The 25,111-nt window shown below is 39.7% G+C and carries 29 protein-coding genes and 2 pseudogenes; 2 read left to right on the top strand and 29 right to left on the bottom strand.

All coding sequences use genetic code 11. The features are described from left to right. Nucleotides 1-275 (bottom strand): annotated as a pseudogene (locus E5358_RS13345) (IS982 family transposase); the annotation flags it as partial. Between the two features lie 453 nt (nucleotides 276-728). Here E5358_RS13345 and E5358_RS13340 point away from each other — a divergent pair. After that, complete coding sequence (locus E5358_RS13340) at nucleotides 729-1,064, top strand: helix-turn-helix domain-containing protein (RefSeq protein WP_135940674.1); 336 nt, start codon at nucleotides 729-731, stop codon at nucleotides 1,062-1,064. Then, a pseudogene (locus E5358_RS13335) lies at nucleotides 1,061-1,660 on the top strand (HipA N-terminal domain-containing protein); the annotation flags it as partial. The gene E5358_RS13340 and the pseudogene E5358_RS13335, both read left to right, overlap by 4 nt. 598 nt (nucleotides 1,661-2,258) lie before the next feature. On the opposite strand, the gene E5358_RS13330 reads toward E5358_RS13335, so the two are convergent. The 28 genes from E5358_RS13330 to E5358_RS13195 form a co-directional block, all read right to left on the bottom strand. Then, nucleotides 2,259-3,365 carry a nucleotidyltransferase family protein gene (locus E5358_RS13330; protein WP_135940672.1) on the bottom strand — a complete coding sequence of 369 codons (1,107 nt, stop codon included), beginning with the start codon at nucleotides 3,363-3,365 and terminating at the stop codon, nucleotides 2,259-2,261. A gap of 217 nt (nucleotides 3,366-3,582) precedes the next feature. Beyond that, entirely contained in the window at nucleotides 3,583-4,446 is an 864-nt protein-coding gene (locus tag E5358_RS13325; RefSeq protein WP_135940671.1) for a glycosyltransferase, read from the bottom strand. A gap of 87 nt (nucleotides 4,447-4,533) precedes the next feature. Then, a complete protein-coding gene (locus E5358_RS13320; protein WP_135940670.1) occupies nucleotides 4,534-5,067 on the bottom strand; it encodes a DUF6155 family protein in 534 nt (177 codons plus the stop codon). Between the two features lie 5 nt (nucleotides 5,068-5,072). Continuing rightward, nucleotides 5,073-6,218 (bottom strand): glycosyltransferase family 2 protein, encoded by a 1,146-nt coding sequence (locus E5358_RS13315; RefSeq protein WP_135940669.1) that lies wholly within the window; start codon nucleotides 6,216-6,218, stop codon nucleotides 5,073-5,075. 23 nt (nucleotides 6,219-6,241) lie between these two features. After that, on the bottom strand, nucleotides 6,242-7,372 hold the full coding sequence (locus E5358_RS13310) for an ATP-binding protein (RefSeq protein WP_168354679.1): 1,131 nt from the start codon (nucleotides 7,370-7,372) through the stop codon (nucleotides 6,242-6,244). 61 nt (nucleotides 7,373-7,433) lie between these two features. Beyond that, complete coding sequence (locus E5358_RS13305; RefSeq protein ID WP_135940667.1) at nucleotides 7,434-7,595, bottom strand: AlbA family DNA-binding domain-containing protein; 162 nt, start codon at nucleotides 7,593-7,595, stop codon at nucleotides 7,434-7,436. A gap of 23 nt (nucleotides 7,596-7,618) precedes the next feature. Continuing rightward, a complete protein-coding gene (locus E5358_RS13300; RefSeq protein ID WP_135940666.1) occupies nucleotides 7,619-8,659 on the bottom strand; it encodes a glycosyltransferase family 4 protein in 1,041 nt (346 codons plus the stop codon). Between the two features lie 86 nt (nucleotides 8,660-8,745). Further along, on the bottom strand, nucleotides 8,746-9,219 hold the full coding sequence (locus E5358_RS13295) for an acyltransferase (protein ID WP_277821308.1): 474 nt from the start codon (nucleotides 9,217-9,219) through the stop codon (nucleotides 8,746-8,748). Between the two features lie 91 nt (nucleotides 9,220-9,310). Then, complete coding sequence (locus E5358_RS13290; RefSeq protein WP_135940664.1) at nucleotides 9,311-10,591, bottom strand: glycosyltransferase family 4 protein; 1,281 nt, start codon at nucleotides 10,589-10,591, stop codon at nucleotides 9,311-9,313. A gap of 93 nt (nucleotides 10,592-10,684) precedes the next feature. Then, nucleotides 10,685-11,764 (bottom strand): hypothetical protein, encoded by a 1,080-nt coding sequence (locus E5358_RS13285; protein ID WP_135940663.1) that lies wholly within the window; start codon nucleotides 11,762-11,764, stop codon nucleotides 10,685-10,687. Nucleotides 11,765-11,922: 158 nt separating this feature from the next. After that, the gene (locus tag E5358_RS13280; protein WP_135940662.1) at nucleotides 11,923-12,663 is read right to left on the bottom strand and encodes a glycosyltransferase family 32 protein; all 741 of its coding nucleotides are present in this window, start codon (nucleotides 12,661-12,663) and stop codon (nucleotides 11,923-11,925) included. 31 nt (nucleotides 12,664-12,694) lie between these two features. Beyond that, nucleotides 12,695-12,886 carry an alpha-1,2-fucosyltransferase gene (locus E5358_RS15620; RefSeq protein ID WP_135940661.1) on the bottom strand — a complete coding sequence of 64 codons (192 nt, stop codon included), beginning with the start codon at nucleotides 12,884-12,886 and terminating at the stop codon, nucleotides 12,695-12,697. Nucleotides 12,887-12,923: 37 nt separating this feature from the next. Beyond that, nucleotides 12,924-13,562, bottom strand: a complete 639-nt coding sequence (locus E5358_RS13270; RefSeq protein WP_168354678.1) for an alpha-1,2-fucosyltransferase — start codon at nucleotides 13,560-13,562, stop codon at nucleotides 12,924-12,926. Between the two features lie 94 nt (nucleotides 13,563-13,656). Then, the gene (locus E5358_RS15615; RefSeq protein WP_422121086.1) at nucleotides 13,657-14,421 is read right to left on the bottom strand and encodes an acyltransferase family protein; all 765 of its coding nucleotides are present in this window, start codon (nucleotides 14,419-14,421) and stop codon (nucleotides 13,657-13,659) included. Further along, a complete protein-coding gene (locus E5358_RS15610) occupies nucleotides 14,337-14,666 on the bottom strand; it encodes an acyltransferase family protein (protein ID WP_135940659.1) in 330 nt (109 codons plus the stop codon). Before E5358_RS15610 ends, E5358_RS15615 begins: the two co-directional genes overlap by 85 nt. After that, on the bottom strand, nucleotides 14,666-15,604 hold the full coding sequence (locus E5358_RS13255; RefSeq protein WP_135940658.1) for a hypothetical protein: 939 nt from the start codon (nucleotides 15,602-15,604) through the stop codon (nucleotides 14,666-14,668). The genes E5358_RS15610 and E5358_RS13255 overlap by 1 nt, the downstream gene beginning before the upstream one ends. Next, entirely contained in the window at nucleotides 15,601-16,272 is a 672-nt protein-coding gene (locus E5358_RS13250; RefSeq protein WP_135940657.1) for an acyltransferase family protein, read from the bottom strand. The genes E5358_RS13255 and E5358_RS13250 overlap by 4 nt, the downstream gene beginning before the upstream one ends. A 26-nt stretch (nucleotides 16,273-16,298) precedes the next feature. Next, a complete protein-coding gene (locus E5358_RS15605) occupies nucleotides 16,299-16,598 on the bottom strand; it encodes an acyltransferase family protein (protein WP_135940656.1) in 300 nt (99 codons plus the stop codon). A 22-nt stretch (nucleotides 16,599-16,620) separates the two neighbouring features. Further along, nucleotides 16,621-17,217 carry a DapH/DapD/GlmU-related protein gene (locus E5358_RS13240; protein WP_135940655.1) on the bottom strand — a complete coding sequence of 199 codons (597 nt, stop codon included), beginning with the start codon at nucleotides 17,215-17,217 and terminating at the stop codon, nucleotides 16,621-16,623. A gap of 136 nt (nucleotides 17,218-17,353) precedes the next feature. Next, complete coding sequence (locus E5358_RS13235; protein WP_135940654.1) at nucleotides 17,354-18,232, bottom strand: glycosyltransferase family 2 protein; 879 nt, start codon at nucleotides 18,230-18,232, stop codon at nucleotides 17,354-17,356. Further along, nucleotides 18,229-19,209: a glycosyltransferase family protein gene (locus E5358_RS13230; protein ID WP_135940653.1), complete on the bottom strand. Its 981-nt coding sequence runs from the start codon at nucleotides 19,207-19,209 to the stop codon at nucleotides 18,229-18,231. The genes E5358_RS13235 and E5358_RS13230 overlap by 4 nt, the downstream gene beginning before the upstream one ends. Nucleotides 19,210-19,219: 10 nt before the next feature. Continuing rightward, the gene (locus E5358_RS13225; RefSeq protein ID WP_135940652.1) at nucleotides 19,220-20,131 is read right to left on the bottom strand and encodes a glycosyltransferase family 2 protein; all 912 of its coding nucleotides are present in this window, start codon (nucleotides 20,129-20,131) and stop codon (nucleotides 19,220-19,222) included. Continuing rightward, nucleotides 20,128-20,769, bottom strand: a complete 642-nt coding sequence (locus tag E5358_RS13220; RefSeq protein ID WP_135940651.1) for an acyltransferase — start codon at nucleotides 20,767-20,769, stop codon at nucleotides 20,128-20,130. The genes E5358_RS13225 and E5358_RS13220 overlap by 4 nt, the downstream gene beginning before the upstream one ends. 3 nt (nucleotides 20,770-20,772) lie before the next feature. Further along, a complete protein-coding gene (locus E5358_RS13215) occupies nucleotides 20,773-21,339 on the bottom strand; it encodes a hypothetical protein (protein ID WP_135940650.1) in 567 nt (188 codons plus the stop codon). Then, nucleotides 21,329-21,802, bottom strand: coding sequence for an acyltransferase family protein (locus E5358_RS15600; protein ID WP_135940649.1), 474 nt, complete (start codon nucleotides 21,800-21,802; stop codon nucleotides 21,329-21,331). The genes E5358_RS13215 and E5358_RS15600 overlap by 11 nt, the downstream gene beginning before the upstream one ends. An 8-nt stretch (nucleotides 21,803-21,810) precedes the next feature. Beyond that, complete coding sequence (locus tag E5358_RS13205) at nucleotides 21,811-22,749, bottom strand: glycosyltransferase (protein ID WP_135940648.1); 939 nt, start codon at nucleotides 22,747-22,749, stop codon at nucleotides 21,811-21,813. After that, nucleotides 22,746-23,843, bottom strand: coding sequence for an acyltransferase family protein (locus E5358_RS13200; protein ID WP_135940647.1), 1,098 nt, complete (start codon nucleotides 23,841-23,843; stop codon nucleotides 22,746-22,748). The genes E5358_RS13205 and E5358_RS13200 overlap by 4 nt, the downstream gene beginning before the upstream one ends. Then, nucleotides 23,840-25,111, bottom strand: a complete 1,272-nt coding sequence (locus E5358_RS13195; RefSeq protein ID WP_135940646.1) for a glycosyltransferase — start codon at nucleotides 25,109-25,111, stop codon at nucleotides 23,840-23,842. Before E5358_RS13195 ends, E5358_RS13200 begins: the two co-directional genes overlap by 4 nt.

Below are 25,111 nucleotides of genomic sequence, written 5' to 3'. Positions count from 1 at the left end.
CGGTTGTAGGATACGGCGGAAGGGAAATCCTTGGCAAGATGCCCCTTGATGAAGAGCATGTAGTAGTGCTTGAAATTGGCGAATGTTCCGAAATGGTAGCATACAAGGATTGTCATTATCTCGCTCTCAGACATCATGCATTCACACTTCCTGCGCTTGCGCCCGTCCATGTCAGAAAGGCGCAAATACATGTTTTTTTCAAGTTCTGCATGCAATTTCTTGGAAAACTCGTCGATAATACAGAAAATTTCAGTAACTTTGCAAGTGGTAATCATCGCTTATGTTTTTAGTATGTTATTGATTTTCACTTACAAATATACAAAATATTTGCGAGATTACCAACTTTTTCGGGGACTTTCTTATCCCGAACTCGCGTACGAATTGTCAGACATGACTATACAGACCGATTTATCGGTCGAATATTGTATGCTGTATTCCTATTTATTCGACCGATAAATCGGTCGTGCACAGAGTGTTACAATGTTCCGTGGGTGCTACCCACGGCTACTTTCTTGTAACCGCTAACGCGGTTTCCGCATAGAGATGGATGAGAAAAGAATGTGCACAATTAACAATACATTGTATTTTACCAGACAGTCAAAAACCAATAATCGTTAAATGATGTGTCAGAACACCTTATTTTTTAAGATAAGCACTCAATTTTGAAATAAAATAATTACCTTTGCAACTGATAATATTTTATCTTTATCCATGTAAATACAATAGATATGAACAATATATTATCATTATTGGAAAACTACACCTTTGACAATGCCGACGACATTGCCAAAGGATTGGCAGAGGATTTCCGCAAACGCAGAATCGAAAAGAACCTGACTCGCGCGCAGATAGCTGAACATTCTGGTGTTGCAATGGGCAACATTGTCAGATTCGAGCAGAAGGGATTAATCTCACTGAAGAACCTTATTGCCTTAGCTACGGCAATGGACTACACTTCGGAGATTAAAAACATTTTCAGCCAACCAAAATATTCCACAATGGAAGAGTTGACACAGATTCGCAAGAACACTGGTAAAAGCCGGGCTTATAAAAAGAATGTATGATTGACAGACTTACAGTAAAATATCATGGCAAAGCTGTCGGCACTCTCTCGCAGACTCCCGACAACCGACTTTGCGCCTTTGAGTATGACAAAGCATGGCTTGCAGACGGCTTCAGCCTGTCCCCACTTGAATTGCCGTTGAAACCCGGTTTGTTCATTGCCAATCCTACACCTTTCTATGGAAACTTTGGCATCTTTGAAGACAGTCTTCCTGACGGATATGGCAGATACCTCCTTCACAGAGCCTTGCTACACGAAGGAATCGATGACAGAAGTCTGACTTCCATTGACCGACTGTGCTTGGTGGGAAACAATGGCATGGGAGCTCTTTGCTATGAACCTACGGACAAAACCACAACGATGCCCAACTTGTTTGGTCAATACCCAGCAACAGGAATCACCGAAGTCAGGCACGGAACAATTCTCGGCAAAGAGAGCACAGATTTTGACTTGTTACAAAAAAAGGCATTGGAAGTGCTGAAAGAACAGCAGGACACAGATGCGGGATTATTGCTTTACAACAGTGGAAACAGTGGCGGATGCCGTCCAAAGGCTGTTTTCTCAGACAATGAAGGTCATTGGCTGGTAAAGTTCCGTTTGCAGAATAAAGTGAGTTAGGCGAATTTGCAACTATCCGAAGAATGAAGAAAAACGCTATCAAAGCACCGTTTTACGATGTTTTTAATGGTATTTTTCTTTTAATTCCGATATAAAAATTCGTTGAACTCACGTTAAATACAGTTATGGCAAGTGGTGTCCGCTAAACATACATAACACATTGTAATTCATCAGCTTTTGGTGTAACAAGCCTTTATCCTCGTGCACATTATCAGAATCTCGCTGTAAAGTGTGGCGGAGCCACATATTATGCGAAACATTTTCGATAAAAATATGATTTCAAAATTACTTGTGGAATTTTACTGGACACCACTATTATGGTATAAAACATGCTTTACCAACCACATCTATTCTATCAGCAAATTCAGATACCCCTATTTATACCCCATTGGGATTTGGAATCGCATGTGAATTGTTGTACCTTTGCATCGCGAAGATAGGCTGCGCCTCAGCAATTAAAGTAAACTTTATCGCGTTCGCCTTGCACTATCTTTGCATCGTCTTTGTTACAAACAAGCGTTCTTTGACATGTTTAACATAAACACATGATAGTATGGCAATCACATAGTGACTATTATCAGAAGCGCCACAAACGGAATGTGCGCCACATCCAATGGTACAGGCGGAACGGAGGTTCCCACAACACCTCCTCCGGATAGCTGCGGAGATACCTGAAATTATGCCGTAATTTCTGCCAAGCATACTGTATGCGCGTCATGATGTCCGAGTCCGGTTGCAGATTCCACACCCTATCGGAATCATATTTGCCGAAGTTTCCTCCATGCAGGATGTCTGCAAGCAGCATTTTTCCTTCCGACTCACAAGAAGGACACAGAAATTTGTCTTCAGACATAGCAAACACTTGCTGCATGACATACATAACCGCACCGGCGAATTTCCTAAGCCCGAGTTTCTCCAATGTATGACGCAGACTATCCTTTCCGGATTTTTCGATGTCAAGGTTTTCCAAAACATAATAGTAGTCAAGCAGCTGGCGCAAACCGATTCCTTCCTCAAAGATATGTTTGTAGAGATGTATCAGCTGGAACACAGCATTGAACTCTACTGTCGGCACACCATACCCGTCATATTCCACAATAGAACGATGAGAACGGAACCACCGTTGCAGTTTTCTGTCTCTCAACGGTGAGAAAAGCCAAGTCGGTCTGTAATGAACCTCAACAGGAATGTCCTTGAATATCGGCCAGTCAAGGTTATGATAATATACGAATTGCCCTTTCCTGCGGGCGGTACAATATTCTATCACATCACTGACAGAATGTTTCGTGTCATTGTACACAAAGATGTCTATATCTCCGGGCATTCTCAAAAGACGCAAATGCGATGGGTAATAGGAAAGATTACCCTGCCCTTTCAGTATCATGGCATGAAAACCGGCTTGTACAACACCTTTATATAATATACGGCAGAGTTCATTCGCCCTTTTGTTACGTAATGCCAGTTTGTCGGCATACACTTTCCACTGTATAAGGCGATTGCGTGAAGGCAGCTGCTCACGAGGCAGGCGTACCACACCTGCAAAAGCGATTCCCACCATTGCCTGTTTTTGCACTATGGCATACAGTTGCTCCCACTCTTCCGCCGTCAATGCGCTGGAGAGTTCTGTACGGCAGTCGATAGCGACCTGCAACAGTTCAAAGAAGATGCTTTCTATTCTTCCCATTGAGTAACCGTTTCCTTTAGAAAAGCAAATTATTGATGTCGATAAAACGCAAAATGCATCTCTGATTGTGTACGCACTGTACGGATGTTTCTGTGCAGAGAACCGCGTCAGCGGTTCCCAAGCCCCCTTTGAAGCAAAACTTCATAAGATGGTGATATGCAGGAGCTTTGCTGCTTGTCATTGTTTTTTACCAGACAACAATAAAAGCAAATACTGCTCATTCCCACTTCCTTGGTATAATCTTGTCATGCAGCCGCCGTATAGCCTGCTGTATAAAGCGTTTGTAATAATCTTTTCTTCTGCATCCTGAAACATCAAGCCCGAACTCGCGTGCCATCTCACTTCCTGTATCGAGTACAGATGTGTCAAATGTCATCTTCACATCATTATCCACATTCGAGCCATGGACGACCTCCACCCACATAGGCCATCCGATGTTTTTGATATGGCAGACATTTACAGCCTTGGTCTTTTCCAAAAGGAAATGGCTGCCATAACCGTAGCATGTACGGACATTGCGGACATTCTCAACAAAGGTCATGAAATGATTGTTCGGATAGGACACTCGTGTCGCAAGATTAAGTTCGGTGAAATATTGCAGACCGTAGTCATAAGAAATGGCAGTGCCCACGCCTGATTTTGCTGCTTCCTGTCGTACAAACTGAACATACAACGGATGCAGCATGTCATCATTGTCAAGGTAGGTAGTCAGGCACAGGTCATCATTCTGCAGACTGCGCTCACGCAGCAACTTGATAGTAGCATTACGGAAAATGGAGGCAAAAGCCCTGCCATATTTGTTTCGTACCCATACGGGACGTATCTGAGGACACAATCGCTTGTACTCCTCCATTTTTTCCTCTATCCATTTACCGCCCTCTTCAGTGCCGGCTTCTTTCTCACATAACAATACCCATGTGAAGTCCCTGCATGTCTGTGCCTTTACAGACGGCAGGCAATAGGTCTCGAACAGCTTCAGTCTTTCCCGCAACCATTCGTTACGGTCAATGCTGCTGTCATTCTTGTCCTTTGTCCAAAGAGTAAGATTGAAACGTGTCAGTATGAAATGATGTATAGCCATTACTACGAAACAAATCCATAAATAACGTTTGAAAGATAATGTCTGTTAGCTTTGTGGACTAACTTTTTCAGAACAGATACACTGTATCTAATCCCTGCCGTCATACATTTCCTTACAATATGCATAGAAAATGCGTGGCATCGAATCTCCGAATCCCCATCCGCATTGTGAACTCCATTCCAATACTTGGTTAATCCTTGGAAGGAAATTCCTTACGAGATTATTCTTGCTGATGAACTTCATTGCGGCATCGAAATTGTTCTCGACAGAGGTATAGTACTGTCCCCACATGTCTCCATACGTGGCTGTAAATTTTGTGGCTTGCTCTACAAGGAAAAGCATCAGGTCGGCAAGATTCTCCGGTGAGGGATGGAGCTTGCGGTAATCGGCAATGGCTTTCCTGCAAACACTGAAACGGCATTTCTCTTCTCCGCGTTTTGGAAAGAATTCATTCTTTATGACAGTCTTATACTCCTCTAATTTTGCCTTCTCATTAGGATTGACATAATAATCCAAATATTCCTTAGCCTCTTTACGTACATCATAAAGTTCAAGGACCATTTCGATTATTTCCTCCCTGCTCATTGCAGAAAGCAATCTCTTTACATTTGACTTTGACATTCTATCTATACATTAATTTTGCACCCTATTCTCTGGGCTATATACATTAAAGAGTACAGTAGGCGCAAATAATTAAGTTGAAGAAGTTTTATCGGCAGTTTGTATTTCAAAGGAGCTTTCGCAAGTTCTATTCTCTTGATAGCTTCACTAACGGGCGCATAGGATGCATAATGCCTGAAAAGATTTATATTCCCCCTGTATTTCTCACGAGAAAGTTTTATGCATAGCTCTAAAGCTGAAAACAAGAGACTACCGTCATAACATCGTGACATATCCTTGCCAAACTGCTTTATGCACAGTTCGTTGATGCTTGTACGCTCTTCTGCCAGTTGCATCTTGCTCTCAAACAACAACTTCGGATTAGCCTTTATACGTTCCAATGCTCCGGAAGTGCGCTCATAGTAATAATACAGTTTTTCGTTAATGACATTTATCTCTTTTGCATAACATAAATAGCGCAGAAATAACATTGCATCCTCACCGAATTTCATGTCTGCCCGAAAAAAGAGATTATTTTCTTGCAATACAGAGTATTTAAGAATATAATGCCACACATATCCTCTGCATAGGAAATCTGAGACATAAGGAGATTCCCCTTCAAAGAATCTGTCAACATTCATTTGTGACAGCCCGAACAAAGGTGTTATCGCTTCGGTAAAAACAGCATCATCTTTTAGTACTCGAAACTTCTTGTCGTCTGCAAGGTTCCTTCTAACAGTTTCTTTTTTGTTTTCGCCCTTGACATATTCAAAATCAAATACTATGGCATCAGCAGGGTTCTGTTGCAGTGATTTGAATATGAATTGGAGGCAATGCTCGTCCACTTCATCATCGGCATCAACAAACCAGATGTACCCCCCCCCATTTATATTTGCCAGACCATGGTTTCGTGCAGCAGAAACGCCTTGATTCTCTGTTGTCAAAATCTTTATATTTGTCCCATATTGCTGCAATATATCAAGAGTACCGTCGGTGCTCCCGTCGTTTACCACAACGATTTCACAACACTCCCTATCAACCTTTGCAACAGCAACAAGCAATGAATCCAAACATTTGCGTATGTATTTCTCTGCATTGTAGCACGGAATCACTATACTGAGTTTATTTTTCATTGAAATAGTTTTAATATTTTGGACAACAGCCCATGTCAATTAACAGTTGAAAACAATTCACCTCATTCCGAAACATTCCAATACCTGCCAACACGTTGAAGACGTCCTTCATGAGCAAGAGAATCAATGCGACGTTGGACACTACTTTTTGAAATCGCCAAAATCCTTCCTAAAGCATCCATAGACATGTCCGGATTTTTTCCCAACAATTCCAGTATTCTTGATTTCTGTTCTGCTATCAGTCGGTTTCGTATCGGTTTCGTATCGGTTTCGTTAACATTTACAGCATTTCCTCCTCGTATAGCCATAAAACGTTCGCGAGGAATATTGGCTGTAATTCCACCCTGTTCTAATACGAATGTAGGACGAACAAGATTCTCTGCATCAAAAGCTGTCATGATTTTCTCATATCCACGTCCCCATGACTCAATAAAGCCTGCCTTGAAAAACACATTTGCTATCTTCGGGTTTCGAGGCTTTGAGGTATGTTTACCAAGCAAAGTTTCTACTGTATAGTTTTCCGGCAATTCGCCTTCATTCCACAAACGGATATGACTATCGTATATGCTCATTTGATTCCATGTGCCAGACTGCACTTTGTGGACAATAGAATTGAAAATCATCTCACGCAAGGCACTTTCCGGAATCTCAAACGGTTCATGCCGTTCAAGACCTTCATAACGGATAGGACGGATAAGATATTTATCACTGAGCACCTGCATTATTTTGTCCGTCATCTGAATAAGATTTCCTTCTATCAGGTCATGGCTTAGTAGGTCTGCATCATTCATGCCAAAGCGTCCAATCTTGAAACCTGAGGTAACAAACTTGCGCTGAGGGAACTTGCCAAACAACAATACTGCAGCATTTGTCAGTACCCCTCCAACCAAAAGACCAAGATTTGACAGCACCTCTTCTTTGGTTGAATTTATCACTTCCGGATTCATACGCCCCGAAATGATGGCTTTACGCAGGAAATATGCAACAGCCTCATCATCAATCTCATCCAATGTAATATCTGCACACTGAATGTCCTCCCAATTAAGTCCCATCTTTTTAAGAAGGAACTGATGAAGTGCCACGCCACGCAGTTCTTGCTTTGTGGCTCCTGAACGGTAATAATACACGCCTTTATAGGAAACAGGCATGCCACATGGTTCAACAATAATTTCAATAACATCCTTATCGTTCATTACAAGATGGTTTGTCTCCGGCATTATACCGAGAATGGAAACTATCTTGTTAGGAATATCCTCAAGTTGCTGATGGCAGATGTTTCACACCAACAACAGTCATATCATCGTCTATACCAATAAAGATTCGTCCGCCATACGCATTCGCAAAGCCACATACCCATTTTAGGTAGTCATCCTTCCAAACACGCTTGTATTCTGTATTTTGATTTTCGTTATTCATAAATACAACAGCAATGGTCAAATTCAAGACTGCAACTGTTCATATATCCCACAGATGTCACGGTTTATCTTATCTGTGGAGAATGTCTTCAGAACAAATTCGCGAGCATTCTTCATCATGTCATTCCTGAGATTCTCATTCTCTATCAGGAGTTCAAGTTTCTCAGCCAAAGCATCAGAATCTCCAAATGGGAACGTAAGACAGTTGCTCCCCTCCTCTATCACATCGGGAAGACCGCCGACCGGTGTCGTGACAACACAGATGCCATAAGCCCAAGACTCAAGCACAACCATAGGAAAGCCTTCCTCATAAGAACACATGCAGTAAATAGAAGCCTTACGGAAATAGTCTTCTTTCGCCTTTCCCGTGATATATCCCATAAACTTTACTGCGGAAGACAAAGACATGTCTTCTGTCATTTGCTTGTATCTCTCGACCTCACCATTGCCAAGCATCCGAACTTTCCAATCCGGATATTTGTCCTTCAGTTTATGCCATGCCTGCAACAACAACTCCGGAGCTTTGTTGTCAGTGAAATATGCAGCCATGATTATAAGTTTCTCTTTTTCTGCCGGATAAACAGGCGAAACTTCCTCACAAGCATTGTACAATACTGTGGTTCTTGTTTTTATGCAAGAATATTCTTCCTTGAAAAGCCTTTCCCACTTTTTGGCAAGGAGGGTAACAAGGTCTACCTTTTTAAGATGCCATAGAAACAGTTTGTTGTTTGTATGGTTACGCAACTGGTTTCCCATGTGAATATGCATTATTATGCGCTTCCTGCCAACAAGTGCAAGCAAGAAAATCGGCATCTGTATTATAAGGCATATTCTATCCGGCACTGTATGGAAATGCACTATATCATATCTCCATACAATAATCAGTGCCACAAGCCATGAACGGAGGGCATAAAAGAATTTCCACAGATAACTGCGCTGTATCTGTGTGCCCAGCCAATAGCAGGAGTATTCTTTCCATACAGGCATCTTCTCCATCAACTTTATGGCAGAGGAGACACCGCCGGCTGACTGACGTGCCGAACCTATGACAAGAACTTTCTTCATTTAACTTCAGAGATGGATGAATTTATATAAATATGGGACAGATTCCCTATATCTACAGCAAATGTCTACGAATTTAATCCCAAGACCTACAACCTGTTTACAGCCGCTTCGTGCCGTGTTATTTCTTCATCTGTGAAACGCCGTTTCAGCAGACGTGCCGGCACACCGCCGATAATGGAGTATGGAGGAAAAGACTTTGTAACGACAGCACCGGCGGCGACAACAGAGCCACGACCTATGGTGACACCTTTGAGTATGGTGACATTAGCACCGACCCAGACATCATCTTCAAGAACGACAGGCTGGTCGTTCTCCTGAAGTTTCTCCTTGGCTGTGACATCTATTATATATTTTCCTATAATATCAATGCGGTGATCGCCGGTGATAATTGTCGGGCAAGGGCCGAAGATTACTTTACGCCCTATTGTCAGCGGTGCTTCGGTGCAATAGAAAGTACTGCCTTTAGGAATGGATGTGCCGTCACCAACAGAAAGATTCCACAAACCTTTTATATCACTTGACATGGGACGGAGGTAGACATTTCTGCCACAATGTTTCATGCACCGTTTCCACACAGATGCCCACATCATGTCCCATAAATATGAAGGCAGGAGACTGGCCTTTTGCAATATTTGAAATAATCCCATAAATTTAATGTCCCGTATTATCAAGAGCGTCCTTATACAGCGAAAGAATCTGCTCAGATTTCCTTTCCCATGACAGTTCCACTGCCTTTTTCTTGCAGTTTTGGGAATATCCGGCAAGAAGGCTTCTGTCACGATACATGCGGTTCAGCTCTTCGGCAAAATGCATTGCTGACTGTTTCGGGGATGTCAATGGGATTTTTACACCGACATGTTCATCCACAACCGACGCCATGCCACAAGTGTCAAAGCAAACAACCGGCAGTCCTGCACAGATGGCTTCAAGGACAACAGTTGAGGTGTCCTCGTCAACAGAGGTGAACATGAACACATCTGACTCAAGCATTGCTTCATGGACATCCTTTGCCCTGACATGCCCCATCATCTCCACAGTCCCTGACAATCCATGCACTTTAAGGAATTCTTTGGTCTCTGCAACTTGGCGGTCATTGCCAGTACCGTATATCCGCAATCTGATATGAGGATTGTCTGCACAAATCATTGCATTCAAGGCTATATCAAGCCGTTTCCGATATGAAAACTTTCCAACCCAAATAACATTCAAGACATCACCCTTAAAACGTGACGGAGATGTCACATGATTGTCCATGTCACATGCATAGAATCCGGTCTCAGGAATGAGGGCTGACTCTCTGCCATAATATTTCTTTATGGCAACATAGCTGGCAGGAATAGAACTGATTAGGACGGATGCATGGTACAATGTCCTGCGGACACGTGGGTAAAACACCATTTGCAAACGGTTCACGACATTCTTGACAATATAGAAAAGCTTTATCTTTGCTCCATTGGCATAAGACATCGGAAACAGCTTCATGCCTCCTATCGGTCCCCAGACCAATGGAATTTCACAACATTTTGACACCCCGGCAAGATAGCCCGGTTCACGAAACCCTATCATATTCAGCTGGTGAATGAGATCTATGTCCTGTCCCTTGGCATGCTGCTCACTGATTATCCTCCTTGCTATCTCTGCTGTCTTCTGCTGCCATTTCCTATAACTGAAATAAAAGCGCCAATCACCCTGGTTCCAGCATCTGCGACGAATCTCCGGTGTCACCTCATTGTAATAGAAACGTATCCTTGAAGCGAGTTCCGCATTCTCTGTGCAATTCATCCATGCTTCTATCTCTGGGCGGTACTCACCTTCCGTAATGACATAGCACTCGCTATGCTTGGCTATAGCCAGAATCCAGTTCCAGCCCATCCCCTGCTCGCTACCCATCCCCGGGCAACAGGCGTATAAATTAATAAGTATCCTTAACATTACATTTTGGACTTATGCCCATTTTTTCCTTTGTCTGTGGTTATTTTTAATTTATCTCTCTTTAATGTAGAATCTTCAATGGCATGCAACCTCTCATGATATAGATTTGCAACACAAAGTATCGTCTTCCTCCAAACATTCCTCCTCAAACTCTTCTTCGTCGTCATCCTCTTCCTCCTCCATATTATCATTGGCGTTAAGACACAAGGCTATCAACATACAGAATCCCATTCCTTTGCCGGAGAGAAACGAAGAGTCTGCCGTCTGTTCCATGGCAAGACAGAAAAACGACATCATTGCGACCTTGTAATATCTCATGTCCTTTATCCGGCTGAACGCAACAAGACGGCGCTTCCAAAAGATGAAGAAGAATACCACTCCGACAACACCAAACTGCGCAAGTGTCGGATAGTAGGCATCACAAATGAAGCCGCCACCGGCATCCAAGCCCCAGACTTCATCCAAACCATACTCTGGATAGATTGGAGAATAAAATTTCCATGCACCATTACATGCAAACGACCCCATACCGGAACCAAAAGGGAAATAATCCCAAAGAATAGCCCAAGCAGTCTTGTATGTCTCCGGACGCGCCAACTTCACGTCATTATTCCAACTGGAAACATAATAAGCGTCAAAACGTTCCCAAGTGACATAAAGCACTGCAGCCATCAACAGTGATATTATCAAAATAGTCTTAAACGACTTGAAATCAAGTTGTTTCTTTATAAAAAACAGCATTGCCACAAACGCAACGACCTCACCCATAAACTTGAATTTCGGAGCTATCAGTCCTGTACAGACCAACGCAAGGGCAATAAACTTGTTCTTCTGCGACTCTTCCGTGAAAAGATACCAACTCATACCGGTACATATTGCCAGCTGTCCCAAAACAGGGAATTCCGCCGACACCCCAGATTCCGCCTCGTATTCACCAACAGGATGGAGAACTATCCAGGAGAACAGCGTGACAACCATTGCAGAAAGCATGAGTCTCTTCTGCTTGTCTGTGAACTGCGGGTTGAGAATCCAAGTGCAATATATAACAGAATAAGGGCGTATCTCCTGAATAAAGTCCAACCATACTCCGTCAGGATTACGCCCTATTGTCAGTCCATAGACTGTAAAGAACATCAATATTACCAAGAAGACGTAATACTCGTTCCAAGGCATTTTGTTTGTCGACCACACATTTCTAGTCAAAAAAGTGTACCCCACCAGTATCAATGTCATCACCTCGTCCACATACATGAATCCCGGTAAGTCATTATATGCAATACAGGTTGGGAAATACACCACCCAGAATAATGTGAAAAATTTTGCTATCTGATTCATCTACTCGTAAACTTACTTTTCAAATTGCTGAACGCCACAAGCAAACTTTCCGGCAACCAGCGGCGTATCATTCTCTTAATAGAGAACGATTCCTCTGCCCATGTTCCTGCATAATGATGTATTGTCCTTGTATTCTCCGTAATATGCATACGTCCAGTTGTGACCTTTATCGGACAGAAGTATTCCGAAGGGTAAACACACACTCCGTCCACCTCCTGTATGCCCTGTATAGGGCGCAGTCCAGACTCGTTCAGGATCTGCGTAGCGATATGAACAACGGTAATCTGATTTTTCATCACCTGCTCATAGACAAAATGCCGATTTTCATAAGTAGCAAGCATCTTCTCAACCAATTTGTTACCGGATACCATTCCAATACCAAGACCAGGATTTACACTTCCTGCCAACCTTTTCACTGGGTCAGTCTCGAAACCCATAAAGTTTCCTTTTTCTATTATATCATCCAATGGGCGTATCACCTCCACATCCGTATCGAAATAGACACCGCCATATTTGTACAATATCCAGAAACGTGCATAATCACTCACAAAGGCATATTTCCCTGCTTCATACGCCTCAGCTGTATACGGAATGATATTCACATCAAAATTATCCTCATTCCATTCCTTTATCTCATAGTCCGGAAGATATTTCCTCCATGACGCAATGCACTTTTCTGCCTCCGCAGGCAAAGGATTGCGCCCAAACCAGCAGTAATGTATTATCTTTGGTAACATTGTCCTTCCTTTCATTCATCATTAAGAGCAATTATGACTCATACGGATTCTCCACTCCTGTTTTTATCCTAACAAAATAATCAAGCATCAGATGCTCCTTCCATGCAGGATAATTATACCATCTGTCAGGCGTAACTACTATTTTATCTTGATTCTCACACAGATACTGAGCCCACCAATGTAAAGTACTATTACTTATAACAAAATGCTTACAACTTCTCATAAGGCGGAAAGTTTCCCAGACAGGATCGTTTCCTGATTCATAAAAGACACTTCCCCCCCCCTATTTTTAAATTAGCTTTCACCCATGCTATATCATTGGAAAATACTATAAAAGTTGGATTTTCTACGTTCTGCCGTATGTAATTAACGGCTTTCTGAAAATATGTCAGGTCACATACATAAAAATTCTTTTTGTTCGCCTCTTTCATAAAATCGCCTCGCCTGACAGCCAAGCATACAGTGTTTTCACTTCTAATTGCATCATAAAGTTTTTTATTCGCAGGAATCCCATCACAAACAGGAGTAAACTCTTTACTCAGGATTTCCTTTATTTCATTAAAATAATTTACATTTTCAAAACTTCCTATTGGGAACAGATTAGGAACTTTCATATTGCAGTATAGCCTCTCATTATCCGGGTCTTCTGAAATCACGATCCCAAATGCACCTAAGATTCTACATTTCAAATCTAAGGCACTACACTTGCACAATCCACCCACAACACTGAATACTCTTGTAACAACTGCATATACAATTATTTGGAGAAAAGAACCTTTCTCCAGCAAGACCCTCCTACAATTATACTTACTATGCTCTGTTATGCGAAAATCATTCAAATCTCCTGCAAAACCATGATTTTCTATTGCAGCATAGTTTATTGCCAACTCATCATTCATTCCTTGTTTGCGCCTTCTCTCATGTAAGCACCGGGCGTAGGCATAACGAAAGAACTGATTTCCCAGCCCACCTGAAATTTCACATCCAATCATTTTATCCGTATATTAATTTTCTTAACAGCTCACTTTTCTTTGCAATCATCCCTATAGCTATCGTCATATATGCAATAGGCAATGAAATAACGCAAGCTAACACAAATAACAGCAAATCATTAGACGTACTCATCCCCCACCAGCCTATACTCTGCAGGTTCAATGACGTTACAATGAAATAATGAAGTACATAAACATCCAATGTGTGGATGCCTATAAAACTTAATGCTCTGTCAAGAATGGTATGTCTCCCTTCACGGTCAACCATTATTCTCTGCAATATAATTATACCACATAGCGGCACTATCAGTCTGTTGGACACCGTATAAACGATTCCAGAAAAATGCAATAAGTAAAATGCGCATACAAAGCCTACCAATGCTGCAGTGAAAACATTATCAGACAGTAATTTCTTTTGTAAATTATATTTTCGAACCAGATATCCAAATATAAAGAATGGGAAATATAGCACACACATATAGATACTCACTAAAGACGAATATATGCCCAACGTTTTCCATAAGAAACAAAACACCGTATATATGCCAAGGGCTAAAGCAACATCTTGTACCCAACATTTCAGTTTACATAGCCTAAACAACCGCTCACTTATTGTAAATATGGCAAGTACCCACAGATACCAATATCCGTTTTTTATATCTGCGAAAAGAAACTTATCCACTATATGATGATAAAGTAACGTTTTACCCCCCCATTTTCTTTTGTCACAAGAAAGCAAGTAAACAATATTCCATAAAAGAAAAATGGAGACAATAAGCTCCTTATTTTACGTCTGAGTCTGCTATTCCAAACATTTGTATATGGCATGGTACTTTCTGGTTTGTACATCAAGAAACCTGACACATACATAAATACCTGAAGCTCCATAGACATTACAAGCCTAAAGCCATCAAAATTACTGTTGCCATACGAGAAGATATAGATGTGACATATGATCACAAACAGCATGGCCAAACCTTTTGTTTTATCAATATAACTGAAATGTTCCATTATCTTATCCTATAGTCCAAACTAATCAGCCATTCCATTATCGCTGTCATTCTTACCTTCCAGTCTCCAAGTTCCAATGCTGTCTTGCGATTTCTGTCAACTAATGGCTGATACTCCTCTATGTGTGCGAGAATTTCCATTATCTGCTCATTGGCATTGTTCCCGTCCAACTCTATGACGGGATTGTATCCGATTAAATCTGTAAGTTCCTTCGGAGCGCGGCCAATCATAATCATGCGTGACAACATAGCCTCCCAATAACGCTGTGTCAGAGTTTCAATGCCTCCGGCTATCTCCGGCTGAGTGTCACACCGTGGCAAAGCGACTGTAATCTTCGCATCTCCCATGGCGTGAAACAACTGCTCATTATCATAGAGATACTTACCATTTACGTTAGTGCATATATGATTTATTGTTTCCGGCAATACAGAATTGAACACTCTTTGATTGCTTCGTCCAAACTCCAGAACATCAATTATCCTGTCTGTAAGTTCTTTTCCTCTATCATATAAATATGTATCTATTCCCTCAGTAATAGTGAGAATATTCACATCAGGCAATCTCCGGCGCATCTCGTCCGCTTCCTGAGAAGATGTAAATATAGCCGTACGGACATCATACTTACACATCCAGCGTTCCAGCTTGTCAAAATAACAAGGCCAGCAGTCCCATACAAGAGGTATAATCTCATACCTCAGATAATCAGGGAATGTATCAAACCTTATAGACACCGGCTCTACAAAGCGCAGACGGGCTTCCTTACTGTTCTTCATCACAGACGGCAAGTCATAGCGGAATGCCAGACCATGCAGTGCACGGGCAGGATAATGGCTATCCGCAGTCAGTCCGCCGGCCTTTATCCATGCTTCATACGCAGCAGTCTTGAAGTTCAGATGTCCCGGATGGATATATGGAGCAACAGCCTTAACTATCTTCATTTCTTCCTGAAAATATCTCCGAAAACGATTTCATTTACAAATTTGCTCTTCCTAATGAACTTTCCTGCATATACAGAACAGTAAGTTACAGGAACCGTTATAACAATGGCAAGAGTTGTCGCAAGCAAGGCATTGTCTGTTTCCTTCAGCCATAAACCAATTACCTTTAGATTTATGCTGAAAACGATGAAATAATGTAAGACATAAACATCAAGCGTGTGTTTCCCAATAAATGACAATTGACTTTCCAACAATGACGATTCATTCTCCCTTTTTTCAAAGAAATATAAACAAATCAATATTCCTGTTATAGGTTGTATGAGTCTCCACGAAAGTGTATGCATGGCATGGTTCTTCGGTTCAAAAGCAAAGAGAACTATAAAAGTCAGCAATGAAAGAGTGAATATCCAATTCTGTTTACGCAGCCAATCCATCATATTATATTTCCTCACCATATACCCCATTATGAAGAACGGATAGAAGCTGGCAGCATTAAGCAGACATAACGTATCGGCAAAGGTATCGTCTCTCATCCAGCCTATATAAAACACGACCTCTATGCCAACTGCCAGAACCATATCCAGCCACCAACGATTTCCTTTATTCAGGGCATATAACGGCATGGTCATATAAAATAATGACAGAACGAACAGATACCAATACCCCATTTTATTATCAGAAGTTATAAAGGTCTCTATAACCTCAAGACATCAGACATATCTTGAATATGCATTATATACATAGAGAAGCACAATCCTATGATAATCAACGGCAACATCAAGCCTCCTATTCTGCGATACCAACGTTTCAATTGCATGGATGATTCTCTTTTTAATACAAAACCAGACAGGAACATGAACAACGGCATATGGAACGAACCGACGAAACGGCTCAGCATCTCAACACCTTCCTGAAAACAGAAACCTCCCACATGCCCCATGACTACCAATATTATGGCAAGCCCTTTTAGTCTGTCAACATATTGTATTCGCATTTTTAATAAAGTGTTATTACTATTATATATGTCTGATAACCTTTGCAGGATTACCCGGCGCAATACAATCAGCAGGAATACTTTTTGTCACAACACTTCCTGCACCGATAATGGAACGTGCTCCAATAGTTACACCTTTCAGCACGATACAATGGGCACCAATCCAAACATCATCCTCTATTTTTATAGGAGAGGATTTCGTTCCTTCATTGGAAAATCTACGCACCTCATAATCCATTGGATGACAGTCTGTATCTATCAATAACACATTACCACCAATCTTCACATTACAGCCTATTGTCAATGACTCTTTTATCCACATACGAGTTGACGACATCCCAACATTATCACCAATCGTTATTCTTGCCCCAGGCTCTGTATAAAAACAGCCTTGGATATTACTGCATATCGGATTTACAGAATTACCACTTGTCATCAGGAAATTCTCACCGATAGTTATCTTTCCCAAATTTACTATGCTGATTTTTCCGAGAATGCGCATATTTTTCCCGAAACTCACACCTTTCAACCAAAATAACAGACGGTAATAGTCTGGCGATAATCTGATGCGTAATGTATTAAGAACATTAAAAAACTTTATTATTAATTGTTTTATCATGCTGTCTTGCTTATTCTCTGTGAGAATCTATGTAAATCTACGGAATTATATCCACAATTATTAAGAAATGTACACAATATTGCTTTTTATCCCCATATCACAATATGCTTTTGCATTTTGAACAGATGGATATAATTCATTCATGTTTAAACAGGGAAAGCCCAGACAAGCGCAAATACAGGTTCCACAAATATTTACTTTTTTTCAAATTGCTAAAAATCTTATATATAAGGAACAAATCATAACGGTAAAACAAATGAGGATATAATTCTTTTACCTGTTCCATATAATATTCACGCTCTTCTATAAACAATTTATATAAAGACAAACGCTCCCAAAAACATTTTCCGTTAAAGTCAAGATATCCTAAGAAGTCTTCAGAAATGTCTATACGTTTTTTGCTTGCAGAAACATAAGATGCATTAAAAACCATTACAGGACGAGAGTCCAAATAGATTGTAGCAGACCTGTACATTCTAAACAATGCATCAAAATCCTCATAACGTCGTATATCCTCATTAAACATACAAGAATCTACAAGTTCTTTTGTATATATACATGTTCCAGTGCGAGGGAGAAACAACCCAAGGAAATGGGCTTTGAACGGATTCTTTACAAAACCATTCCTGCACTGCCAATACAAAACTTTTGATTTGCCGTCATTGACATAAAAAGGACATGCGAAGAAATTTGCTTTTCCATGCGTCTTTATCAAACCATCAAAATATGACAAGGTAGCAGGCAACAATTCATCGTCTGCATCAAGAAATACAACCCATTCACCCTTAGCATTCCTCACTCCTGTATTTCGCGCCTTACTCGGCCCGCCGTTTTCCTGCTCTATAATACGAACACGAGGGTCTGTTATTGAATGGACAATATCGGCACTTCTGTCTGTAGAACCATCATTAACTACAATAACCTCAAAGTCATCGTAATCCTGAGACAAAACACTTTGTAACGATTGCCCAATAATCGCTTCTTTGTTATATAATGGAATGATTACACTTATCATTTCTTCTTTGTATATTTATGTAACCTCTCCAACCAGCCTGCAACCTTAACCATCAGCCAGCTGGCAGCACCACCGTCTTTGTAAATACGGTTAAAAATATTTCCTGCGGGAGAAAAAAGGAAATAAATTTGTTCCTTACCAACTGGCATTGTTGGAGATACAAAACTTTGCTTACAGTTCACTATCATATCTGCAATATGTGGTGTTACAGCCTTTACCTCCTTTAACTCTTTATATATTTCCAATGAGAAATATGGAGAATAGTCTTGATTCTCTATAAAATCCATGTGCCACCAATGCACAATGACTGCATCTGCAAAGTATTTAAGACTCATAGCTACCTGTGCATTGTATATTCCTGGCAGTTCTTCTATCAAATCCTCAAATTCCACATTCGTCTTCCACAACGCTGGCTGGTCTTGACTAAAGTTCTTCTCAAAACATGAATATGTCCAATTCTCATTCCACCTCTTATAAAATTTGCGCGTCTTGACATTATCAGACACATACATCACTCCCGAGTTGAACCAATATTTACTGTCAGACACATTTATACCGAATATTCGTTGCATTTGGTCAATAGGCGGGAACATACAGGATTTTACAGGCAAATGTCCATCCGGCACTGCCGCAATATCACAACTCAGATTATCAATATCATCCAAAGGTTTACATATTACAGTGTCTGTATCAATAAAAAGATAATCTCCGTCTATAACATTGCGTACTGTAGTTTTAATCTGTCGTGAACGTTGCTTTGCATTATATGCTTCTGGAACAGGCACTACACAAATTTCAGTTACCATGGCACAAAGCTGCGGGAAGTATTGCAAATACTTCCCGGTACAGTCATCTACAAGAACCTTTACAACAACATCCGGATGATACCGTCTCAAAGAATACAATGATACCCATAATTCCTCAAGATACAAGTTTTTCCTGTTGGCTACAAGTACATATACAATTTGTATATTCATCTAATAATATTTACGGATACTCCTTTCTTAAGAGAACCCTGTGTAATATTTGTTTTGTAATCAATTTAACTATTCCAAAAGCATCACAGCCTATAATTGTCAACACTATCCACCAACAATCCGTTGTTTTCTGCATTAATATCAACAACCCCTCATTATACGAATGCAACATGACCGAGTCCTTCTTATTCATATTAAAAACAGCAATTATCTTTTTCGTGGCTTTTGCCATTAAACGATATCTATTTTTTTGCATATCTATAGGCACACTCCTATGACTTAGACTATTCGAATCTGTGGAATCATGTACATAAGTAACATCAGAAATAGTCGCTATTCCTCTCGTATGCACAAGATAATTATAACAAAATAATCGGTCTTCTGAGATTGAAAGTTTCTCATTGAAACGTATGTGGTTCTTTTTTATAATATCAGCCCGGAACATTCTATCCCATGGAATCATGTGCCACAACACATCTGTATCTCTTAAGAAATCACGAATAGAGTTTTTTCCTATATATACAATATCATTATATGAATGTGTAATGACTTTATCTATATATGTATCTTGATAACCACAAAATACTATATCTACCCCATCCTTATCTCTTTTCAACAATGATGACAAATGATTCGGCTTTATCGTATCATCACTGTCCACAAAACAAAGCCATATTCCGTGCACCCTGTCCAAAGCCATATTCCGTGCAGAACTGACCCCACCGTTTTCTTTATGTAAAACAAGAAAACGCTTATCATTCTCCGCATACTTTTTACAGATTTGTAAAGAATGGTCAGTACTCCCGTCATCAATAAGAATACACTCATAATTTGAGTAATCTTGATTTTGAATACTCTCTATACATTTTCCAATAGAAGACTGTCTGTTGAACACAGGAACTATTATTGAAAATTTTATCATTTCTCCCAATAAACATTTTGATTTATGACCCTTGCAGGAACACCGCCTACCAAGACATTATTATCCTCAATAGATTTCGTAACGACAGCACCTTGAGCTATGATACATCCATCTGCAACTTTGACACCCTTTGTAACAATAACATTTGATGTCAGCCATACATTATTACCAAATTTTACAGCACCAATACAGTCGGAACGAGTTCCATTATGTACGATTACATGCCCATCATTAGTATTTATTTGCACATTCCATCCAAGAGAACATTCGGCCCCAAATTGTATCAACTCCGAAGAACGCAGAAAACAATTCTTATTACAATAGAAATTATTGCCCAATTCTATAACAGAATTTTTATCACATCTTAAAACAGTACCTTCTCCAAGAACGGTCATTCCATGTAAAATCAATTTAGCCCCCTCTGCAAGATATAATCCACCGTGAAACTGTTGTAATCCAAAACTACCACAGTCTCCCAAAAATACACTTCTTCGATATGGTTTGCTAAGCACTAACTGTCCTCTGCTCAGTTTATACCTGAAATTTGTTGTTATCCAAATCGGCAAATATATCGCTTGACCCAAAGGAAGATAACGAAAATTAAAATATATTGAACGTAACAGATTAAGTAATGTCATTTTTTAAGAATTTATAACATTAGTATGCCATCTGGCATCCAACTTTTGTCCAAAACCTGTAAAAACATCCCACAATGGAGATAAAATTTTGTCTACACAAATAAATACCAGCATTATAAATAGAGAGTATGCACAGATACAAGGAATTGTGAGATAAGGAGTAGTCAAAATGGCATCCAAGTGCCGCACAGGTATAACAAACAGATTCTCCCATAAAATACCTGGACATTGGAGAAGATAGCACGCAAAAATGGAGCCTCCAGCCCAATTTACAAATTTATTCGTTATATTTATCTTACTAAAAATAGCAAGTACAAGGATGCAATTTATATACATTATCGGACTATTGTAACCAAAAGCATATTTCCATATATTCCCTTCCATTAAAGGAATATACATTACTCCAAGAACAAGGAAAAAGTTTAATAAGAAATACGCTGCAATTATTCCTCCCATAGATATCCTATTAATCTTATACTGATAATTACGCACTGTATCACCTACAACATACAGCAGCATGAAATTTGTAAGATTTTTTCCGTCTACAAGCGCACTGTCACTATGTGTCACATTGCCTATATATTGCCATAAATGCTAATGTACACAGTAGATATATCCTATGCAGAGTCTGTATGTTATTAAGAAATTTATTAATTACAGGAGCAAACAGAAACAGATATAGGTAAACATTCAAGAACCATAGGTTATTAAAACCTATCACCATGGCATTTTGAACAATATTTCTAATCCCTATATTACCAACTACAACACATGTCAATACCGCCAATGAACCAAATAACACATATGCCTTAGACAGAAGTCTGACCAAACCACGCAAAGACCATCTTATACGGAAATAGCCACTTATCATTACAAACAAAGGCACTCCTATATGACAAGGTATCTGCAACGCTCGATATATTTTCGTATCAGGATTCAGCTCCATTAAAACAAAAATAAACAAATGATAGATAATTATCAAAAACATTGATAATATCCTTAATAGCTCTATATTACTTTGACGCTGATTCATACTTTTAATTAATGAAGATGCACACGTAACCAATTGTACATACTTGTAACTTTCGAGATTCCAATTTCCATGTTACTCCTATTGAGCAAACGTACGAAATCCCTACAGCTACAATGTTGCAAGTTATTTTCTATATTACGAATGAGCTTTCGTTTACAATCTGTTAATGCCATTTTCATAAGCCATGGTTCCGTTCTACAATCCATATCCATTATATAGCCATGAACCCATTTCCAAAACAGAAGTGATGCTTCAACTTTCTTACAGGAATCATCCGCATCCCCCCAAGTATTTGAGATACTAATGTCAGACATTCTATATGAGAACAATAAATCTTTTGTATTAACACATCCGTGTTTTGCCATGAGCAGATGTGTAGCATCATCAGAAAACCATGCAGTTGGAAATACAACAAAACCACCATTATTTCTCAAGACATCCGTTTTATAACAATAATTAGCTTCACAAGATATAGAATTACTTGCAAATGTCTGACGAAAAAAATGTTGATTATCAACATATTCTTCATAGATTGCATCATAAAATAGAGTTTTCCCCTCTTCATTAATCATTCTGACACGAGAACGAATCAAATTTGCTTCTGGATACTTCTCCGACATAGACTCTACTCCATGCAGGAAACCTATATCATACACATCATCATCACTTGCCATAATAAGGTATTCCGTATCGCACATATCAACAAGGAGATTCCAATGAGAGACAAGACTCTTGCTTCCCATGTTCTTTTCGTTACGACGATAAACAAAACGAGAATCATCACCAACGGTCTTGTCAAATACTTCCTTTATATTCTCCGGAGAGCAATCATCAGACACTATGCATGTAAAGTCAGTAAACGTCTGTCCCCTTATACTGTTCAGAGCTTCAGCAAGAAACTTTACTTTATAAGCTGGTAAACAAAATGTATATTTTGTATCTCTCATACAATATGTTTTTCCTTAAAAATACTTTTTCTAACAATTTGACATCCATAAGTAAGTGACAATGGCAACAGTATTCCACTTATGACATATACTATCCACCAACCATTTCCTGCGAAATAATGGAGGACAGGAAATTCTCCCAAATGTTTAATATCTATGCCATAAATACATATTATCCATAATGACACAAATTTAAAACACAAGAAATGCCAAGTCAGTACCGTCATCGTATTCTCCCCTATATATTCAAAAATGGATTTCACCAAATCATTAAGCCTATGCCACGGTAAGCTGTACAAACTCCAGACAATGAGGACAGCTGTTATCATATAAGGTACAATTACCTTATTACTGAAATTAACATACGAACCATCTGCAAGACTCACTGACCATAAAAAAGAGCCAATAACCAACGCTACTAAACTAACGATTATCATACAGACATTAAATTGTCTTATATTATATGCAGAGAATACATGTCCTATCATGAAGAATGTCCCTCCGATTGTAGCCTGAGCTCCTATATGCACAACAGGAAACCAAAAATCATATTTATCAACCAATAGTGTCACAACAAACAAAAATACTCCGCCAATTATAGAGCTCTCTTTTTTACCCCCCCCGATTTTTTTCATCAGAAACATCATCCCAAATGCCATAAGACTGCCAAAGAACAGTGCATTCAAGAACCAATATCCTCCCAAAAGTTGGTCATGCCCACTCATAGTTGTCAGTATAGCCATTGCACGTTGGGTAATTTCTTCTACTGAATAAACATGAGCATTCGTAAAACCATACTGGTTGTTATAAATATTCACAGCAAAGAATACATTGTGCAACGCAAGAAACAAGAGACTCCATTTTACATAAGGGATATATATTCCTTTTGTTTTCCTCCATATAAACACTAATGGAGCGTCAAGATATTTCGGCTTGAAACAGAACCCGGACACAAAGAAAAATAATGGCATGTGGAACATATAAATAATCTGCACAGCATAAGGAACTGAACATCCACTATGCCCGATGACCATCAATATTATTCCTGTTGCCTTTAGATATGTAACAATGAAATTATTGTGCTGTTCGCTCATGAAAGTACACTGCTGTAAATATCCATTCTGTTCTTTGTCAACGCTTCCAAAGAATAATTATCTCTTACCATCTGATAGGAATTTGAAACTAAATCCTTTTGATGTTGGAGGCAATCCATCTTCCTGATATATGAAATAAACGTGTCTGCATCATCCGCTATATAGCAATGTTTGCCGTTATCTACCGGAATGCCTTCCGCACCAACAGTCGTACTCACAAAAGGAATACCCATCGAACAGGCTTCAAGTATCTTCATACGTATGCCACTTCCTACGGTAATTGGAACAATCATCACACTACCTTTCAACACTTCATACAGATTGTCAACAAATCCCAGAAAATGTATATCTGGATATTTTTCAGAGAATAACATTCTGTTATCCTCACTCCATGTCCCTATGATGTCAAGAGTATATTCTCCATTTGCCGCTTTTAATTTGCCCCAGCAATTTTCCAAGAACCATTTTATTCCAACAAAATTTGGGGTATGGGCGTCGGGACCGATAAATGTCAAACGTTTCTCAACTTTTGACGGTAAAACGAGTTCTTTAGAAGTATCAACTATTGCAAATGACGTATGGATGGGAACAGTCACTCCGGCTTCATGCAACTTTTCGCTATCTATAGGCGACAACGAGACAATTGCATCATATTTGTTCAGCTGCCCTATTTCATTAAAATCAGCAAAACTTCTACAAGCCTCTGCATAAGCATTATTCCCTGCATTTACTATTTCAAGTTCTCTTCTTACGAAACCTAATTCATGATGAACAAAAATCTTCTTGACATTGTTCGGCAAACAGAATACATCAGATATCATCCATGGCATTTCCACTTGTATAATATCGAAATTATATTTCTTACAAAGCGCGTCTATATGCTCTGCCCATTTCCTGTCCGTTGGCGTTACAGACTTCAACCACCAGTTTCCTAAAGTGGCATCAACAGTCTTAGTATGTGAATCCGTAGTTCCCAACAGTCTGTCCAATATATGCCTAACAGTCCAAATAAAACGGATTTTCCATGACGGACGCTCCGGCTTTGGCATAAGGCAAGGGCATGAAGTGACATTTGGCAATAATCGCAGGAATTCTTGCTGTGCAGAAAAGTGATCTTCATCATCCACACCTTTATAAGCCACAAAAACATTATAACTGGCATTTACAGCCATAATGCCATTAAACAATGCCTGATGTCCTCCACTTGTCAAAGGATATGGAAGAAAAGGCAATACAAACAATATATATTTTTTTTGTATTTCAGCCAT

Source organism: Palleniella muris, from assembly GCF_004792655.1.
Lineage (GTDB): Bacteria > Bacteroidota > Bacteroidia > Bacteroidales > Bacteroidaceae > Prevotella > Prevotella muris_A.
The sequence above is the reverse complement of the archived record's forward strand: the minus strand, read 5'-3'. Positions and strand labels throughout refer to the sequence as shown.

Excerpts from the sequence above, each read along its gene's own strand:
- E5358_RS13340 (WP_135940674.1), top strand. The coding sequence starts at position 729 with ATGAACAATATATTATCATTATTGGAAAACTACACCTTTGACAATGCC.
- E5358_RS13330 (WP_135940672.1), bottom strand. The coding sequence starts at position 3,365 with ATGGGAAGAATAGAAAGCATCTTCTTTGAACTGTTGCAGGTCGCTATC.
- E5358_RS13325 (WP_135940671.1), bottom strand. The coding sequence starts at position 4,446 with ATGGCTATACATCATTTCATACTGACACGTTTCAATCTTACTCTTTGG.
- E5358_RS13320 (WP_135940670.1), bottom strand. The coding sequence starts at position 5,067 with ATGTCAAAGTCAAATGTAAAGAGATTGCTTTCTGCAATGAGCAGGGAG.
- E5358_RS13310 (WP_168354679.1), bottom strand. The coding sequence starts at position 7,372 with ATGAACGATAAGGATGTTATTGAAATTATTGTTGAACCATGTGGCATG.
- E5358_RS13305 (WP_135940667.1), bottom strand. The coding sequence starts at position 7,595 with ATGAATAACGAAAATCAAAATACAGAATACAAGCGTGTTTGGAAGGAT.
- E5358_RS13300 (WP_135940666.1), bottom strand. The coding sequence starts at position 8,659 with ATGAAGAAAGTTCTTGTCATAGGTTCGGCACGTCAGTCAGCCGGCGGT.
- E5358_RS13295 (WP_277821308.1), bottom strand. The coding sequence starts at position 9,219 with ATGAAACATTGTGGCAGAAATGTCTACCTCCGTCCCATGTCAAGTGAT.
- E5358_RS13290 (WP_135940664.1), bottom strand. The coding sequence starts at position 10,591 with ATGTTAAGGATACTTATTAATTTATACGCCTGTTGCCCGGGGATGGGT.
- E5358_RS13285 (WP_135940663.1), bottom strand. The coding sequence starts at position 11,764 with ATGCCTTGGAACGAGTATTACGTCTTCTTGGTAATATTGATGTTCTTT.
- E5358_RS13280 (WP_135940662.1), bottom strand. The coding sequence starts at position 12,663 with ATGTTACCAAAGATAATACATTACTGCTGGTTTGGGCGCAATCCTTTG.
- E5358_RS15620 (WP_135940661.1), bottom strand. The coding sequence starts at position 12,886 with ATGAGAAGTTGTAAGCATTTTGTTATAAGTAATAGTACTTTACATTGG.
- E5358_RS13270 (WP_168354678.1), bottom strand. The coding sequence starts at position 13,562 with ATGAATGATGAGTTGGCAATAAACTATGCTGCAATAGAAAATCATGGT.
- E5358_RS15610 (WP_135940659.1), bottom strand. The coding sequence starts at position 14,666 with ATGGAACATTTCAGTTATATTGATAAAACAAAAGGTTTGGCCATGCTG.
- E5358_RS13255 (WP_135940658.1), bottom strand. The coding sequence starts at position 15,604 with ATGAAGATAGTTAAGGCTGTTGCTCCATATATCCATCCGGGACATCTG.
- E5358_RS13250 (WP_135940657.1), bottom strand. The coding sequence starts at position 16,272 with ATGGGGTATTGGTATCTGTTCGTTCTGTCATTATTTTATATGACCATG.
- E5358_RS15605 (WP_135940656.1), bottom strand. The coding sequence starts at position 16,598 with ATGCGAATACAATATGTTGACAGACTAAAAGGGCTTGCCATAATATTG.
- E5358_RS13240 (WP_135940655.1), bottom strand. The coding sequence starts at position 17,217 with ATGATAAAACAATTAATAATAAAGTTTTTTAATGTTCTTAATACATTA.
- E5358_RS13235 (WP_135940654.1), bottom strand. The coding sequence starts at position 18,232 with ATGATAAGTGTAATCATTCCATTATATAACAAAGAAGCGATTATTGGG.
- E5358_RS13230 (WP_135940653.1), bottom strand. The coding sequence starts at position 19,209 with ATGAATATACAAATTGTATATGTACTTGTAGCCAACAGGAAAAACTTG.
- E5358_RS13225 (WP_135940652.1), bottom strand. The coding sequence starts at position 20,131 with ATGATAAAATTTTCAATAATAGTTCCTGTGTTCAACAGACAGTCTTCT.
- E5358_RS13220 (WP_135940651.1), bottom strand. The coding sequence starts at position 20,769 with ATGACATTACTTAATCTGTTACGTTCAATATATTTTAATTTTCGTTAT.
- E5358_RS15600 (WP_135940649.1), bottom strand. The coding sequence starts at position 21,802 with ATGAATCAGCGTCAAAGTAATATAGAGCTATTAAGGATATTATCAATG.
- E5358_RS13205 (WP_135940648.1), bottom strand. The coding sequence starts at position 22,749 with ATGAGAGATACAAAATATACATTTTGTTTACCAGCTTATAAAGTAAAG.
- E5358_RS13200 (WP_135940647.1), bottom strand. The coding sequence starts at position 23,843 with ATGAGCGAACAGCACAATAATTTCATTGTTACATATCTAAAGGCAACA.
- E5358_RS13195 (WP_135940646.1), bottom strand. The coding sequence starts at position 25,111 with ATGGCTGAAATACAAAAAAAATATATATTGTTTGTATTGCCTTTTCTT.